The organism is Chryseobacterium sp. CH21 (genome assembly GCF_004119445.1).
GTDB lineage: Bacteria > Bacteroidota > Bacteroidia > Flavobacteriales > Weeksellaceae > Chryseobacterium.
On the sequence record NZ_QICI01000041.1, the window covers coordinates 46,448 to 61,441 of the forward strand.

At 35.5% G+C, this 14,994-nt stretch carries 28 protein-coding genes and 1 pseudogene; 1 reads left to right on the forward strand and 28 read right to left on the reverse strand.

What is annotated here, in order from left to right; translation table 11 throughout:
* Window position 1: 1 nt before the first annotated feature.
* A complete protein-coding gene (locus tag BOQ62_RS07270) occupies window positions 2-634 on the reverse strand; it encodes a response regulator (protein ID WP_129038313.1) in 633 nt (210 codons plus the stop codon).
* Window positions 635-1,022: 388 nt separating this feature from the next.
* Between BOQ62_RS07270 and BOQ62_RS07275 the strand changes: the two genes are divergently transcribed.
* Entirely contained in the window at window positions 1,023-1,457 is a 435-nt protein-coding gene (locus BOQ62_RS07275) for a hypothetical protein (protein WP_129038315.1), read from the forward strand.
* A gap of 49 nt (window positions 1,458-1,506) precedes the next feature.
* Here the strand turns inward: BOQ62_RS07275 and BOQ62_RS07280 are convergent, their stop codons facing one another.
* From BOQ62_RS07280 to rplW, 27 genes and pseudogenes are all read right to left on the reverse strand, one after another.
* Window positions 1,507-2,298 (reverse strand): N-acetylmuramoyl-L-alanine amidase, encoded by a 792-nt coding sequence (locus tag BOQ62_RS07280; protein WP_129038317.1) that lies wholly within the window; start codon window positions 2,296-2,298, stop codon window positions 1,507-1,509.
* 148 nt (window positions 2,299-2,446) lie between these two features.
* On the reverse strand, window positions 2,447-2,959 hold the full coding sequence (gene rplQ, locus BOQ62_RS07285; protein ID WP_105702140.1) for a 50S ribosomal protein L17: 513 nt from the start codon (window positions 2,957-2,959) through the stop codon (window positions 2,447-2,449).
* Window positions 2,960-2,965: 6 nt separating this feature from the next.
* Window positions 2,966-3,960, reverse strand: a pseudogene (locus BOQ62_RS07290) (DNA-directed RNA polymerase subunit alpha).
* Window positions 3,961-3,993: 33 nt separating this feature from the next.
* Window positions 3,994-4,602 carry a 30S ribosomal protein S4 gene (rpsD, locus tag BOQ62_RS07295; RefSeq protein ID WP_105702142.1) on the reverse strand — a complete coding sequence of 203 codons (609 nt, stop codon included), beginning with the start codon at window positions 4,600-4,602 and terminating at the stop codon, window positions 3,994-3,996.
* 19 nt (window positions 4,603-4,621) lie between these two features.
* Window positions 4,622-5,011, reverse strand: a complete 390-nt coding sequence (rpsK, locus tag BOQ62_RS07300) for a 30S ribosomal protein S11 (protein WP_034694697.1) — start codon at window positions 5,009-5,011, stop codon at window positions 4,622-4,624.
* 12 nt (window positions 5,012-5,023) lie between these two features.
* Window positions 5,024-5,401 (reverse strand): 30S ribosomal protein S13, encoded by a 378-nt coding sequence (rpsM, locus tag BOQ62_RS07305; RefSeq protein ID WP_068940272.1) that lies wholly within the window; start codon window positions 5,399-5,401, stop codon window positions 5,024-5,026.
* 7 nt (window positions 5,402-5,408) lie between these two features.
* Window positions 5,409-5,525: a 50S ribosomal protein L36 gene (gene rpmJ, locus BOQ62_RS07310; protein ID WP_007839480.1), complete on the reverse strand. Its 117-nt coding sequence runs from the start codon at window positions 5,523-5,525 to the stop codon at window positions 5,409-5,411.
* Between the two features lie 64 nt (window positions 5,526-5,589).
* A complete protein-coding gene (infA, locus tag BOQ62_RS07315; protein ID WP_027381317.1) occupies window positions 5,590-5,805 on the reverse strand; it encodes a translation initiation factor IF-1 in 216 nt (71 codons plus the stop codon).
* A gap of 3 nt (window positions 5,806-5,808) precedes the next feature.
* Entirely contained in the window at window positions 5,809-7,188 is a 1,380-nt protein-coding gene (gene secY, locus BOQ62_RS07320) for a preprotein translocase subunit SecY (protein WP_089692682.1), read from the reverse strand.
* A gap of 9 nt (window positions 7,189-7,197) precedes the next feature.
* Window positions 7,198-7,647 carry a 50S ribosomal protein L15 gene (gene rplO / locus BOQ62_RS07325; RefSeq protein WP_089692683.1) on the reverse strand — a complete coding sequence of 150 codons (450 nt, stop codon included), beginning with the start codon at window positions 7,645-7,647 and terminating at the stop codon, window positions 7,198-7,200.
* 21 nt (window positions 7,648-7,668) lie between these two features.
* Entirely contained in the window at window positions 7,669-7,845 is a 177-nt protein-coding gene (gene rpmD / locus BOQ62_RS07330) for a 50S ribosomal protein L30 (RefSeq protein ID WP_027371710.1), read from the reverse strand.
* Window positions 7,846-7,856: 11 nt separating this feature from the next.
* On the reverse strand, window positions 7,857-8,378 hold the full coding sequence (gene rpsE / locus BOQ62_RS07335) for a 30S ribosomal protein S5 (protein ID WP_042721505.1): 522 nt from the start codon (window positions 8,376-8,378) through the stop codon (window positions 7,857-7,859).
* A gap of 19 nt (window positions 8,379-8,397) precedes the next feature.
* Complete coding sequence (gene rplR / locus BOQ62_RS07340; protein WP_034694689.1) at window positions 8,398-8,751, reverse strand: 50S ribosomal protein L18; 354 nt, start codon at window positions 8,749-8,751, stop codon at window positions 8,398-8,400.
* A 15-nt stretch (window positions 8,752-8,766) separates the two neighbouring features.
* On the reverse strand, window positions 8,767-9,312 hold the full coding sequence (gene rplF, locus BOQ62_RS07345; protein ID WP_129038319.1) for a 50S ribosomal protein L6: 546 nt from the start codon (window positions 9,310-9,312) through the stop codon (window positions 8,767-8,769).
* A 17-nt stretch (window positions 9,313-9,329) separates the two neighbouring features.
* On the reverse strand, window positions 9,330-9,728 hold the full coding sequence (gene rpsH / locus BOQ62_RS07350; RefSeq protein WP_047376575.1) for a 30S ribosomal protein S8: 399 nt from the start codon (window positions 9,726-9,728) through the stop codon (window positions 9,330-9,332).
* Between the two features lie 147 nt (window positions 9,729-9,875).
* A complete protein-coding gene (gene rpsN, locus BOQ62_RS07355) occupies window positions 9,876-10,145 on the reverse strand; it encodes a 30S ribosomal protein S14 (RefSeq protein WP_002983233.1) in 270 nt (89 codons plus the stop codon).
* Between the two features lie 3 nt (window positions 10,146-10,148).
* Window positions 10,149-10,700: a 50S ribosomal protein L5 gene (gene rplE, locus BOQ62_RS07360; RefSeq protein ID WP_105702144.1), complete on the reverse strand. Its 552-nt coding sequence runs from the start codon at window positions 10,698-10,700 to the stop codon at window positions 10,149-10,151.
* An 11-nt stretch (window positions 10,701-10,711) separates the two neighbouring features.
* Window positions 10,712-11,038: a 50S ribosomal protein L24 gene (gene rplX, locus BOQ62_RS07365; RefSeq protein ID WP_034694681.1), complete on the reverse strand. Its 327-nt coding sequence runs from the start codon at window positions 11,036-11,038 to the stop codon at window positions 10,712-10,714.
* A gap of 21 nt (window positions 11,039-11,059) precedes the next feature.
* Window positions 11,060-11,428, reverse strand: coding sequence for a 50S ribosomal protein L14 (rplN, locus tag BOQ62_RS07370; protein ID WP_002983226.1), 369 nt, complete (start codon window positions 11,426-11,428; stop codon window positions 11,060-11,062).
* A gap of 2 nt (window positions 11,429-11,430) precedes the next feature.
* Window positions 11,431-11,685, reverse strand: a complete 255-nt coding sequence (rpsQ, locus tag BOQ62_RS07375) for a 30S ribosomal protein S17 (RefSeq protein ID WP_027371715.1) — start codon at window positions 11,683-11,685, stop codon at window positions 11,431-11,433.
* Window positions 11,686-11,697: 12 nt separating this feature from the next.
* On the reverse strand, window positions 11,698-11,883 hold the full coding sequence (rpmC, locus tag BOQ62_RS07380) for a 50S ribosomal protein L29 (protein ID WP_034694678.1): 186 nt from the start codon (window positions 11,881-11,883) through the stop codon (window positions 11,698-11,700).
* Between the two features lie 12 nt (window positions 11,884-11,895).
* Window positions 11,896-12,321: a 50S ribosomal protein L16 gene (gene rplP, locus BOQ62_RS07385; protein ID WP_029297776.1), complete on the reverse strand. Its 426-nt coding sequence runs from the start codon at window positions 12,319-12,321 to the stop codon at window positions 11,896-11,898.
* A gap of 98 nt (window positions 12,322-12,419) precedes the next feature.
* On the reverse strand, window positions 12,420-13,169 hold the full coding sequence (gene rpsC / locus BOQ62_RS07390; RefSeq protein WP_034694675.1) for a 30S ribosomal protein S3: 750 nt from the start codon (window positions 13,167-13,169) through the stop codon (window positions 12,420-12,422).
* Window positions 13,170-13,176: 7 nt separating this feature from the next.
* A complete protein-coding gene (gene rplV, locus BOQ62_RS07395) occupies window positions 13,177-13,575 on the reverse strand; it encodes a 50S ribosomal protein L22 (protein ID WP_002983214.1) in 399 nt (132 codons plus the stop codon).
* Between the two features lie 2 nt (window positions 13,576-13,577).
* A complete protein-coding gene (gene rpsS, locus BOQ62_RS07400) occupies window positions 13,578-13,856 on the reverse strand; it encodes a 30S ribosomal protein S19 (protein WP_002983209.1) in 279 nt (92 codons plus the stop codon).
* Between the two features lie 2 nt (window positions 13,857-13,858).
* Window positions 13,859-14,680 carry a 50S ribosomal protein L2 gene (gene rplB / locus BOQ62_RS07405; RefSeq protein ID WP_047422407.1) on the reverse strand — a complete coding sequence of 274 codons (822 nt, stop codon included), beginning with the start codon at window positions 14,678-14,680 and terminating at the stop codon, window positions 13,859-13,861.
* 22 nt (window positions 14,681-14,702) lie between these two features.
* Window positions 14,703-14,993 (reverse strand): 50S ribosomal protein L23, encoded by a 291-nt coding sequence (rplW, locus tag BOQ62_RS07410; RefSeq protein WP_047380577.1) that lies wholly within the window; start codon window positions 14,991-14,993, stop codon window positions 14,703-14,705.
* Window position 14,994 lies beyond the last annotated feature (1 nt).

The window sequence follows — 14,994 nt, forward strand, 5'->3', positions numbered from 1 at the left end:
CTTAGTTTTTAAAATTGTTAAACTTATTGATAGCCTCCACTTTATTGTTTACGTGGAGTTTTCTGTAGATATTGCCAACATGTTTTTTAACCGTATCAATACTGATACATTTTTTATCCGCTATTTCTTTATAAAGAAGTCCTTCAGAAAGAAGCTCAAGAATTTCTTTTTCACGTTCTGTGAGTTCATCGAAACCTTTTATTTCCGTAAGATTTCTTTCGAAATGCTTGAGAACTCTGCGTGCAATTGAAAAACTCATAGGAGCTCCACCACTGTATACATCCCGGATGGAAGAAAGAATTTTATCCATGCTTTCTCCTTTAACGAGATATCCCATGGCACCAGCTTTTAAAGAATTAAAGATTTTCTCATCATCATCGAAGCTGGTACACATGATAAATTGTGTATGGGGCATTTCTTTTCGTAGTTTTTCTATGATTTCTATTCCCAGCATATCTTGCAGCTGGATATCCATCATCACTACATCCGGAGAAATATCAGGAAGGTTTTTCATGGCATCATTTCCATCAAAGAATTGAGCAATTACCTTCATATCCTGTTGATAATTGATGACTTTCTTCAACGCATTGTTGTAGTTTTTTTCATCCTCTACTATGGCGATGGAAATACTCATGACTTTGTTTGTTTATAGCAAATTTCAACAGAAAACAAATTGAAATCAATTACACCTTTGTGTAATATTGACAATGGAGTTTATAGTTATGGTTTAGTTTTTTTAATTCTATTAAATTTAATCAATTTTTCGTTCCAAAACCTACATTAATTTAAATTAATAATATCATAATAAAACAAACGATAAATAAATGACAAAATTTCATTTTAAAAATCAGCTTTATATACAGAAAAATTCATTTTAAGGAACAGCTACTGATTGGGTTTTAATTTAACGGAAAAAGAAGAGAATTATATTTCAATATTGACAGAAATTTCTCATCTTGTCAGGCATGATTTTTGTAAAAATTAAAGAATAAAAATCATAATAAATATCAAATAATATAATCATGAAAAAAGGTCTTTTAGCACTTGGTGCTGTACTTACATTAACAGCTGTGAGCTGTAAAAAAAGTGAAAGCGGAAACAAAAGCGTTATCAAAACAGACAGCTCAACAACTGTAGTGACAGACAACAACGGGAAAATAGATTCGGTGACACAAAGTTCTTCAACAGTAGATATCAACGGGAAGAAAACTGAAAAGACAGATTTTGTTTATAAAGCTACAGACGGAACGTTAGTAAAAGTGATCTTCAAAAACGATCCCAAAGAAAGTACAGTAGCCATTACCAGCAATAAGAAAACATTCACATTGCCAAAGACAGAAACCAAAGGTGATGAAACAATTTACAAGAAAGATGATATGACCGCAAGAGTAAAAGGAGACAGTCTTCACCTTGAACAGGGTAATAATATTATCGAGCTGAAAAGAACAAAGATTTAAAATAAAAAATGTCCCAAAACCTACTGGGACATTTTATTTTTACAGATTATTAAATCTTTTTCAGCAAATCACTATTGATCCATCCATATATTGGCTCACCATCTTTTCCTGGCTTAAACAAGACATATACATAGAACCACCCCAGTTTACTTTGAATAAATTCAACCTGGGTATCTTTTTTAAGCTCTACAACAACTTCGAATTCTGTTCCTGCACCATTTCTTACATTGGCATATTCAGCATTCACTTTATACATATCTGCAGTATCGTCTTCTCTCCCTAATAATTTCGCTCTGAAATTCTCCATAGGAAATGCAGGTCCCGGATCATTTTTTCTGAAAGGAGCAATATCATCATGACCCAGAATATTTTTGATATTGTAAGTTTCCATCAAAAGTTTGCAAACCTGAAAACATGTTTCAAGTTGCTTTTCTGTAAAGCTATGCCAATAAGAGGTTTCATTTTCATGCTTATGCTTGGCGGTTACGACTACATCTTTTGAATACTCTTTTTCAAACCATGCATAAAATCTTTCATTTACTTTGGTAAGTCGGCCCGGATTTTCAAGTTCAATCCCGATAGAAAAGTCATTAAATCCTGAGCGGTCTGCCCATCGGCTTCTTCCCGCATGCCAGGCTTTTTTATTGAATTCCACCATTTGGGTAATCCTGCCATCACTATCTATTATAATATGTGCTGAAGCTTTTGCTGTAGGATCCTTAAACCAGTTTATCGAATTTTCAGCTCCCCGTCCTGCAGTAAAATGAATGATAATGTATTCCGGAACAATAATTCCCTCTTTATTGGGAGTCTCTATAAAGCTAATGCTCTCCCCGGAAATTGTTTTTCCTAACTTATCTTTAAGATGATCATGATCAAGATTTTTTTAAACCCTCAAAGTTATTCTAAATATATTAATTAAACGTTAACGAAATAAAAAAACCATCCGAAATACGGATGGTTTTTATTTAATATCTGAATGAATATTATTATTCTTCAGTTTTTTCTTCAGTAGTATCAGCTTTAGCTTCTTCTACTTTCTCTTCTACTACTGGAGCATCAGCAACAACTGCTGCTTTAGCTGGCGTAGATCTTCTGCTTCTTCTTGTAGCTTTTTTCTCTTCAGCATTAGGGTTGTAAAGCTCGTTGAAATCTACCAATTCGATAAGAGCCATATCAGCAGCATCACCTGGTCTGAAACCTGTCTTAATGATTCTTGTATAACCACCGTTTCTTTCAGCGATTTTAGGAGCTACAGTTCTGAATAATTCAGCAACCGCAAATTTATTTTGAAGGTAAGAGAATACTACTCTTCTGTTGTGTGTAGTATCTTCTTTTGCTTTTGTTAATAGAGGCTCAACATATACTCTTAAAGCTTTAGCTTTAGCTACAGTAGTGTTGATTCTTTTATGCTCAATTAGAGAACAAGCCATATTAGAAAGTAAAGCACTTCTGTGAGAAGCTGTTCTTCCTAAGTGATTGAATTTTTTACCGTGTCTCATTATTAATTATTTATCAGCGTCTAACTTATATTTTGCAACGTCGAAACCGAAGTTAAGACCTTTTGAATGCACTAATTCTTCTAGTTCTGTCAAAGATTTTTTACCAAAATTTCTGAATTTCATCAAATCAGACTTACTGTAAGAAACCAGTTCTCCAAGAGTTTCTACTTCAGCTGCTTTAAGACAGTTAAGGGCTCTTACTGAAAGATCCATATCTGCTAATTTAGACTTAAGAAGTTGTCTTGTGTGAAGAGTTTCTTCATCGTATTGGATAGATGCTTTTACAGCTTCAGTTTCAAGCGTGATTCTCTCATCAGAGAATAGCATGAAGTGATAAATTAATATCTTCGAAGCTTCAGTTAAAGCATTCTGAGGGCTGATAGAGCCGTCAGTTTCTATATCTAATACAAGTTTTTCGTAGTCTGTTTTTTGCTCTACACGATAATTTTCAATGCTGTATTGTACTTTCTTGATCGGCGTGAAAATAGAGTCGATAGCAATAGTTCCTACAGGAGCATTGTTTGACTTATTTTGTTCAGAAGGAACATACCCTCTTCCTTTTCAATATTGAAAGTAATTTCGAAAGTTACATCACTGTTTAGGTTGCAAATCACTAAATCTGGGTTTAAAACCTCAAATCCGTTGATAGACTTTCCTAAATCACCAGCAGTAATAACCGTTTGACCTGAAACTTTAGCAACAACCTGCTCGTTAGCCTGGCCTTCTGCTGCAGCTTTTAATCTTACCTGCTTAAGGTTAAGAATAATTTCGGTAACGTCTTCGATTACTCCTGGAATAGTTGAAAATTCGTGCTCTACACCTTCTATTTTGATAGATGAAATAGCGTATCCTTCCAGAGAAGAAAGCAACACTCTTCTCAAAGCATTACCGATTGTAAGCCCGAAACCTGGTTCTAAAGGTCTGAATTCAAATTGACCTTTAAATTCATCAGAGTTAAGTAAAATTACTTTATCGGGTTTTATGAATTGTAAAATTGCCATATTATTGGGTTGAGCAAAAATTTGATTAAAAAATTATTTAGAGTAAAGTTCGACGATAAGGTTCTCCTTAATGTCCTCCGGAATTTGGATTCTTTCAGGAGCCGAAATGAAGGTACCTTCTTTCTTCTCATCGTTGAATTGTAACCACTCATAGTTTGACTTAGAAGCCAATGCATTGGTAACAACATCAAGAGACTTAGACTTTTCTCTTACAGCGATTACATCACCAGCTTTTACCAAGTAAGAAGGGATATTAAGAATCTCTCCGTTCACAGTGATGTGTCTGTGAGAAACTAATTGTCTAGCTCCAGATCTAGTTTTAGCAAAACCTAATCTGTAAACTACGTTATCCAATCTTGATTCACAAAGTTGTAATAGAACTTCCCCTGTTACTCCTTTGCTTCTGTGTGCTTTTTCAAATAAGTTAGCAAACTGTCTTTCTAAAATACCGTAAGTATATTTAGCTTTTTGTTTTTCAGCTAACTGAACTGCATATTCTGATTTTTTAGCACCTCTTCTTTTGTTAGGACCGTGTTGTCCTGGCGGTTGGTTTTTTCTCTTTTCGAAGTTTTTATCATCTCCGTAGATTGCAGCACCAAACTTTCTAGCAATCTTAGTTTTAGGTCCAATATATCTTGCCATAATGGGTAAATTCTAAAAATTAAACTCTTCTTCTTTTTGGTGGTCTACATCCGTTGTGTGGCATTGGAGTCACATCAACGATTTCGCTAACTTCAATTCCTGAATTGTGGATAGATCTGATAGCAGATTCTCTACCTGCACCTGGACCTTTCACAAACACCTTTACTCTTCTTAAACCAGCTTCGTGAGCTACAGCAGAGCAATTTTCAGCTGCCATCTGAGCAGCAAATGGAGTATTCTTTTTAGAACCTCTGAATCCCATTTTACCGGCAGAAGCCCAAGAGATAACCTCTCCGTTTTTATTTGTTAAAGAAATGATGATGTTATTGAAAGAAGCCTGAATATGTGCTTCACCAATAGCTTCAACTTTTACTTTTCTCTTCTTAACTACTTTAGTTTGTTTTGCCATAATTCCTAACGATTATTTACTAGCTTTTTTCTTGTTAGCAACAGTTTTTCTCTTTCCTTTTCTGGTTCTAGAGTTGTTTTTCGTTCTCTGGCCTCTTAAAGGTAATCCAAGTCTGTGACGTATTCCTCGTTGGCATCCTATGTCCATCAATCTCTTGATGTTCAATTGCACTTCAGATCTTAATTCTCCTTCAACTTTTACGTTGTCTAAGATATAAGTTCTGATGGCAGCCAATTCATCGTCATTCCATTCGTTGACTTTTTTGTCTTCGCTGATACCGGCAGCTTTAAGGATTTCAGAAGAAGTACTTCTTCCAACTCCGTAGATGTAAGTTAAACCGATAACTCCTCTTTTGTTTTTTGGTAAATCAATACCTGCAATTCTCGCCATAATTTAATTAACCTTGTCTTTGTTTAAATTTTGGGTTCTTCTTGTTGATTACGAATAGTACACCTTTTCTGCGTACGATTTTGCAATCAGCGCTTCTTTTTTTAATTGATGCTCTTACTTTCATTTTGATCGTATTTATTTTTTAACAAGAGCCAAATGGAGATCCGTAGATTCCATTTGGCGTTTGTTTAATATCTAAATGTGATTCTCCCTTTTGATAAATCATAAGGAGACATTTCTAGTTTTACCTTATCACCAGGTAAAAGTTTAATATAATGCATTCTCATTTTACCAGAAATATGAGCGATAAGAATATGCCCATTTTCTAGTTCTACACGGAACTGAGCGTTCGAAAGTGCTTCCGTTATAACGCCGTCTTGTTCAATATGTTTTTGTTTTGCCATAAATTAATATCCAGTCGTTCTTGATAATTTAGACTGCATTAAGCCATCATAATGATGGTTCAGCAGATATGTATTAATCTGTTGAACTGTATCTAAAATTACACCCACCATAATTAATAGTGACGTTCCCCCGAAAAATAGGGCAAACGCATCTGTCTGAACAAAGGTTCCATGCACAATTGCCGGAAGGATTGCAAAGATAGACAAAAATATTGCACCTGGCAAGGTAATTTTTGATAAAATATCATCTAAATAATCAGCGGTCTCTTTTCCTGGTCTTACTTTCGGTACTAAACCTCCATTTCTCTTCAAATCATCAGCCATTTGGTTTACCGGAATTGTAATTGCAGTATAGAAAAACGAGAAGATAATAATTAATAGTGCAAACAATACATTGTACTGCCAGCTAAAAACATTCTTGAAACCTGCAAGAAAAGTATTAGACTCATCGAATTTTGTTAATAATCCTGGTACGAACATCAATGCCTGAGCAAAGATAATCGGCATTACACCAGCAGCATTTACTTTCAATGGAATCCATTGTCTTGCTCCCTGCATAAGATTTCTGTTTACACCTCCTCTTGCTTGAGCTCTGCTTACATACTGAATTGGGATTTTTCTGACAGCAACTGATAAGATCACTGCTAAAAGAACAACCACCATCCAGAATAATACTTCAATAAGGATCATGATAGATCCCATTCCTCCTTTTCCATTCTGCACGGCCATTTCCTGTACGAATGCTTCTGGTAATCTTGAAAGGATCCCCACCATAATAAGGATAGAGATACCGTTTCCGATACCTTTGTCGGTGATTTTTTCACCTAACCACATTGCGAATACTGAACCAGCAACCAAGATAACAATACTTGGCAACCAGAACATGATAGAATTTGGCTCTACAAAGTATGCAGACTGGAACTGAGCATACGGTAAGAATAATTGAGTAATAGAAGTTAAGTAAGAAGGTGCCTGTACCAGACAAACTCCAATCGTTAACCATCTTGTAATTTGGTTCAATGTATTTCTACCTGACTCTCCATCTTTCTGAAGCTTCTGAAGATAAGGAATAGCCATTCCCATCAACTGAACAATAATAGAAGCAGAAATATAAGGCATGATACCCAACGCCATTACGGAAGCGTGGCTGAAAGCTCCCCCCGTAAACGACGAAAGCAAGCCAAGGAGACCTGCTCCTTGCTTGTTACCGCCTTGATTTTTATAATGCTCTAAGAGATCTCCCACCTCTGCAAGGTTAATTGCAGGAAGTGAGATATAAGATGCGAATCTATACACAAGGATAATACCTAACGTAAAGAGAATTTTATCTCTTAATTCCTTTAGGCTCCATATATTTTTAAGTGTTTGTATAAATTCTTTCATTAGTAAGTATTATAAGGTAATTGCTTTTCCACCTGCTTTAGCAATAAGCTCTTCAGCAGATTTAGTGAATTTGTCAGCAGAGATTGAAACCGCAGATTTCAATTCTCCTCTACCCATAATTTTCACTAATTCGTTTTTAGAAACTATCCCGTTTTCTACTAAAACTTCTTTCGTGATATCTCCAGTGATGGATTTGTTCTCGATTAAAGTTTGAATAGTATCAAGGTTAACTCCTCTAAACTCTTTTCTGTTTACGTTTTTGAATCCGAATTTAGGTAATCTTCTTTGTAAAGGCATCTGTCCACCTTCGAAACCGATTTTTTGAGAATAACCAGCTCTAGCTTTCTGACCTTTGTGTCCTTTTGTTGAAGTACCTCCTTTTCCGCTACCCTGACCTCTACCAATTCTCTTTGAGTTGAAAGTAGATCCTGCAGCAGGTTGTATGTTATTTAAATTCATTTTAATTTCTCTTTTATAAAATTATTTTTGAACTTCAAGTAAGTGTCCTACAGCAGCGATCATTCCTAAGATGGAAGGAGTAGCTTCATGTTCTACAACTTGGTGAAGTTTTTTTAATCCTAATGCTTCAAGCGTTCTCTTTTGGGTTTTTGTTCTACCAATAGCGCTTCTTACTTGCTTTACTTTAATTGTTGCCATTGTTTTATATATTAACCGTTAAACACTTTACTTAGAGAAACTCCTCTCATTCTAGCGATTTCTTCAGGTCTTCTGATGTCTAATAACGCTTTGAAAGTAGCTTTTACTACGTTGTGAGGGTTAGAAGATCCTTTAGATTTTGAAAGGATATCGTGAATACCAGCAGATTCCAATACCGCTCTTACCGCACCTCCGGCGATAAGTCCTGTACCGTGAGAAGCAGGTCTTAAGAAGATATCTGCACCACCGTATCTAGCAGTAGTTTGGTGAGGGATAGTGTGGTTCATTACAGGAACTTTCACAAGGTTTTTCTTAGCATCTTCAACTGCTTTAGCAATTGCAGAAGCAACCTCTTTAGATTTTCCTAAACCGAAACCGATAACACCTTCTTCGTTACCTACTACAACAATAGCAGAAAATCCGAAAGCTCTACCTCCTTTTGTTACTTTTGTTACTCTGTTAACAGCTACGAGACGATCTTTTAATTCTAATCCTCCCGGTTTTACTCTTTCTATATTATCTAGTCCTAACATATTTTCCGAAATTTAATGATTAGAATTTAAGTCCACCTTCTCTTGCACCATCAGCTAGAGCTTTTACTCTACCGTGGTATACGAATCCGTTTCTGTCAAATACAATACTTTCGATTCCTGCAGCGATAGCTTTAGCAGCGATAGCTTTACCAACAGCAGCAGAAACTTCAGTCTTAGTACCTTTAGCGTCTACACCTTTTTCTCTAGAAGAAGCTGATGCTAAAGTTTTACCATTTTTATCGTCGATTAACTGAGCGTAAATTTCCTTATTACTTTTATATACAGATAATCTTGGCAATTCAGAAGATCCAGAGATTTTCCCTCTTACTCTTCTTTTGATTCTTATTCTTTTTTCTAATTTACTTAATGCCATAATACTTATAATTTATTAAGCAGATTTACCAGCTTTACGTCTAACAATTTCTCCTACGAATTTCACACCTTTTCCTTTGTATGGCTCAGGCTTTCTGAAAGAACGGATCTTTGCAGTAACCATTCCTAGAAGTTGCTTGTCGTGAGACGTTAAAGTAATAATTGGGTTTTTACCTTTTTCAGTCAATGTATCAACTTTTACTTCACTTGGAAGTTCTAATACGATACCGTGAGAGAATCCTAAAGCTAACTCAAGTTTTTGACCTGCGTGAGAAGCTCTGTATCCTACCCCTACTAGTTCTAGTTTCTTTTCGAAACCTTCTGATACACCTACGATCATGTTAGCGATTAACGCTCTGTATAAACCGTGAAGTGCTTTGTGTTGCTTAGAATCAGATGGTCTGTTTACATTAAGCTCACCATCTTTTTGTTCTAAAGTAATTCCTGCTGTAAGCTCCTGAGAAAGTTCTCCTTTTGCTCCTTTTACAGTTACTACACCGTTGTTTTCAGTGATTGTAACTCCAGCTGGAATTGTTATAATTGCTTTACCAATTCTTGACATTTTCCTCTGATTAAAAATTAATAAACATAGCAGATTACTTCACCGCCTACTTTCTCTTCTCTAGCTTTCTTGTCAGTCATTACTCCTTTAGAAGTAGAGATGATAGAAATACCCAAACCGTTTAGTACTCTTGGAAGTTCAGTAGAACCTTTGTACTGTCTCAAACCTGGTCTAGAAGCTCTTTGGATAGACTTGATAGCTGGTTTGTTGGTTTGCTTATCGTACTTTAAAGCGATTTTGATCACTCCTTGAACAGCGTTATCTTCAAACTTGAAGTTTAAGATATACCCTTGATCAAATAGGATCTTAGTAATCTCCTTTTTGATTTTCGATGCAGGAATTTCCACCACTTTGTGGCCTGCGCTTTGTGCGTTCCTTACTCTTGTTAGGAAATCTGAAATTGGATCTGTTACCATTTTTCTTTTATAAATTATTGGTTAAAGAACAATCAGTATTGAAAAGACTTGAAGATTAAAATATCAGACGTCAGAAATCTTCGGTCTGATATTTTTATTCTCTAGTATCTTGACAACTTAATTGTCCCGATTTTTAATTAGTAATTATTACCAACTAGCTTTTCTTACACCTGGGATAAGACCGTTGTTTGCCATTTCTCTGAAAGTTACTCTGGAAATACCGAACGTTCTCATGTATCCTCTTGGTCTACCTGTTAGTTTACATCTGTTGTGTAATCTTACAGGAGAAGCATTTTTAGGCAATTTTTGAAGTCCTTCGTAATCACCAGCTTCTTTAAGAGCTTGTCTTTTAGCAGCGTATTTAGCAACTAGTGCTTCTCTTTTGCGCTCACGCGCTTTCATTGATTCTTTAGCCATTTCTTAGTTCTTTTTAAATGGTAAACCGAAGTGAGTTAATAATGCTTTAGCTTCTTTATCTGTTTTCGCAGTAGTAACGAAAGTGATGTCCATCCCTTGGATTTTTTTCACTTTGTCAATTACGATTTCAGGGAAGATAATTTGCTCAGTAATACCTAAGTTGTAGTTACCTCTACCATCGAAACCATCTGCTTTGATACCAGAGAAATCTCTGATACGTGGTAAAGCAGAAGAAGTAAGTCTGTCTAAGAACTCATACATTCTCTGAGCTCTCAAGGTTACTTTTGCACCTACAGGCATTCCTTTTCTAAGTTTGAATGCAGCTTCGTCTTTCTTAGAGATCGTACCTACTGCTTTCTGACCTGTGATGTTTGTCAATTCTTCTACAGCATAATCAATAATTTTCTTATCTGCAGTAGCATCTCCTAAACCTTGTGATACAACGATTTTCTCTAATCTAGGTACTTGCATGATTGACTTGTACCCGAATTCTTCCATCATTGCAGGAACAATTGTCTCTTTGTATATTTTTTTGGGTCTTGCTATAAATTCCATGTTAATTCAAATTATAAAGTTTCACCCGTTTTTTTGTTAATTCTTACTTTCTTATCTCCTTCGATTTTGTAACCGATTTTGATAGCTTTTCCGTCTTTACCAACTAAAGCTACGTTTGAGATATGAATAGAAGCTTCCTTTTCAGTAATTCCTCCTTGAGGATTAGAAGCTGAAGGCTTAACGTGTTTTTTGATGATGTTAAGTCCAGCAACGATTACTCTTGGGTCTCTACCTTCTTTCTTAATCACTTCAATAACTTCACCAGTCTTACCTTTGATATCTTTCTTACCAGTAGTAATGATTACGTTATCTCCTCTTTTTATTTTTAACTTTGACATTTCTTTTAAAAATTTTTAAAATTAAAGTACTTCAGGAGCTAATGAAATGATTTTCATATATTCTTTGTCTCTCAACTCACGAGCAACTGGTCCGAAAACACGCGTTCCTCTCATTTCTCCTGCTGCGTTTAGTAATACACAAGCATTGTCGTCGAATTTGATGTATGAACCATCTTTTCTTCTTACTGCTTTTTTAGTTCTTACTACTACAGCTTTAGATACCTGACCTTTTTTAGCGTTTCCTGATGGTGTAGAATCCTTGATAGTAACAACGATTTTATCACCAACTGAAGCATATCTTCTTCTGGTTCCTCCCAGAACTCTAATAACTAGTACTTCTTTAGCACCTGTGTTATCAGCAACTTTTAATCTTGATTCTGTTTGTAACATTATTACTTAGCTTTTTCAATGATTCTTACTAATCTCCATCTCTTGCTCTTGCTCAAAGGTCTAGTTTCTTGGATCAAAACTGTATCACCTTCTGTGCATTCGTTGTTCTCGTCGTGTGCAGTATATTTTTTCGTTTTCAAAACGAATTTACCGTACATCGGGTGCTTTACTCTTGTAGTTTCACTAACAACAATAGTTTTTTCCATTTTATTGCTGGAAACCACTCCGATTCTTTCTTTTCTTAAATTTCTATCCATTGTAAAATGAAATTATTGTTTGTTAGTTAACTCAGTGTTTAGTCTTGCGATTGTCTTTCTCAAATCTCTGATTTGAATCGGGTTTTCAATTGGACTGATTGCATGAGCTAATTTCAATTTAGAATATTGAGCCTTTGCTTCAGTTAATTGAGCTTGAATATCACCCGCGCTTAAATTTTTAATATCAGCATTTTTCATTGTATTCAAAGATTATAGAGGTTTAACAAAATCGTTAGCAACGATGAATTTAGTAACTACTGGTAATTTTTGTGCAGCAAGTCTTAAAGCTTCCTTAGCGATATCGTAAGGTACACCTCCGATTTCGAACATAATCTTACCTGGTTTTACTACAGCTACCCAGTATTCAACAGCACCTTTACCTTTACCCATACGTACTTCCGCTGGTTTTTTAGTAATTGGCTTATCTGGGAAGATTTTGATCCATAGTTGACCTTCTCTCTTCATATATCTTGTCGCAGCGATACGAGCTGCTTCAATCTGTCTTGCAGTGATCCAAGCACCTTCCGTTGCTTTGATCCCAAAAGTTCCGTAAGCAAGTTGACTACCTCTTTGGGCATTCCCCTTCATCTTCATCTTGTGAACTCTACGGAATTTGGTTCTTTTTGGTTGTAACATAATTTCTAAATTTTAGATTTTAGATTTTAGATTTTAGATTTTTTTTAATTTTAAAAAAGTAACGGTAATTTAAAATTCAAAATTTCTAATCTAAAATTTTAATTATTATTGTTATTGTTGTTGTTTTTTCTAGGTCTTCTGTTGTCTCTGTCTCCTCCTCTGTTTCCTCTGTCTGACTGACCTCCTTTTTTCTGTTGTCCTACTAATGGAGAAAGTTCTCTTTTACCGTAAACTTCACCTTTCATAATCCAAACTTTTACACCTAGTCTACCGTAAGTAGTGTGAGCTTCTGCCCAGTGGTAATCAATATCAGCTCTGAAAGTTGACAATGGAATTCTTCCTTCTTTGAAAGATTCTGATCTTGCCATTTCAGCTCCGTTCAATCTACCAGAGATTTGAACTTTGATACCTTCAGCACCCATTCTCATAGTACTTGCCATTGCCATTTTAACAGCTCTTCTGTAAGAAATTCTGTTTTCAATTTGCTTAGAAATACTATCAGCAACTAATACCGCATCTAATTCAGGTCTTTTGATTTCGAAGATGTTGATTTGAATATCCTTACCTGTAAGTTTCTTCAATTCTTCTTTCAATTTATCAACTTCCTGACCTCCTTTACCGATGATAAGTCCTGGTCTAGCAGTAGTGATTGTAACTGTTACTAATTTAAGTGTTCTTTCAATATAGATTTTTGAAATACCACCTTTAGATAATCTAGCTTCAAGGTATCTTCTGATTTTGTAGTCTTCAGCGATTCTGTCTCCATAATCGTTTCCACCAAACCAGTTAGAATCCCATCCTCTGATGATACCTAATCTATTACCAATTGGATTTGTCTTCTGTCCCATACCTTGATTAATTTTCTTTGTTACCTAAGATTAATGTAACGTGGTTAGATCTTTTTCTGATTCTATACCCTCTACCTTGCGGAGCTGGTCTTAGTCTCTTCAATTGTCTTGCACTATCCACAAATATTTCTTTAACGATAAGGTTTGCTTCCTCAATGTCAGCACCTTCGTTTTTCACTTGCCAGTTAGCCATAGCAGAAAGAAGTAATTTTTCTAACTTGTTAGAAGCATCCTTCTTAGAATATTTTAAGATATAAAGTGCTTTGTCTACCTGCTCTCCTCTAATGATATCAGCAACTAATCTCATTTTTCTTGGAGAAGACGGGCAATTATTTAATGAAGCTTTTACAACGTCTTTGTTAGCTTCTTTTCTTGCGATTGAACTATCTTGTTTTCTTGATCCCATGATTATCTGCTTCCTTTGTTTTTGTTACCACCATGACCTCTGAAAGATCTTGTTGGAGAAAATTCGCCTAACTTGTGACCAACCATGTTTTCTGTAACGTAAACTGGGATAAAAGATTTCCCATTGTGTACAGCAATAGTTTGTCCTACGAAGTCCGGAGAGATCATCGATGCTCTAGACCAAGTTTTGATAACTGTCTTCTTACCAGACTCTATATTTGCCTGAACCTTCTTATCTAAAGTATGATGAATGAACGGTCCTTTCTTAAGTGATCTTGCCATAATTATTTTCTTTTAGATACGATGTAACGGTTAGACACTTTGTTTTTCTTTCTAGTTTTGTAACCTTTAGCTGGTTTACCGTTTCTAGATCTTGGGTGACCTCCTGAAGAACGCCCTTCACCACCACCCATTGGGTGATCTACTGGGTTCATTACAACCGCTCTTGTTCTTGGTCTTCTACCTAACCATCTGCTTCTACCAGCTTTACCTGATACAGTTAATTGGTGATCTGAGTTGGAAACTGATCCAATCATTGCATAACATTCAGTAAGGATCATTCTTGATTCTCCTGAAGGCAATTTGATGATCGCATATTTACCATCTCTAGAAGTCAATTGAGCTGAAGAACCAGCACTTCTTGCTAAAATAGCACCTTGACCAGGCTTCATTTCAACACAAGAAATTACAGTACCTAATGGAATGTTTTTCAACTTCATTGCGTTACCTACATTTGGTTCTACGCTTTCACCAGAAATTACTTTCTGATCAACTTTGATACCGTTTGGAGCGATGATATATCTCTTCTCTCCGTCTGCGTACTCTAATAAAGCGATAAATGCAGTTCTGTTTGGATCGTATTCTACAGATTTTACAGTTGCTTCAACGTTTGCTTTGTTTCTTTTGAAGTCAATAATTCTGTATTTCTTTTTGTGTCCACCTCCGGTGTAACGCATGGTCATTTTACCTGTTTGGTTACGTCCACCTGACTTTTTAATACCAACTGTTAGAGATTTCTCTGGTTTGTTGGTAGTAATTTCCTCAAAATTGTTTACAATTCTGAATCTCTGTCCCGGGGTGATAGGTTTTAATTTTCTAACAGACATTACTATTATTTATAATTAATAATTAATTTACAGCAAAAATATCGATAACCTCACCTTCAGCAAGTTTGATTACCGCTTTTTTCAATTTGTTTGTCTTTCCTACTTGAAGACCTTTTTTAGTGTACTTTGAAGAAACCTTCGGAGCATAAATCATTGTGTTAACGTCTGCTACTTTTACACCGTAAGCTGCTTCAACAGCTTTTTTAATCTGGATTTTATTCGCCTTAGGTTCAACTAAGAAAGAATAAGAACCTCTTAAATCTGTAAGGTAATTAGCCTTTTCTGAGATAACTGGTTTAATAATAATAGACATG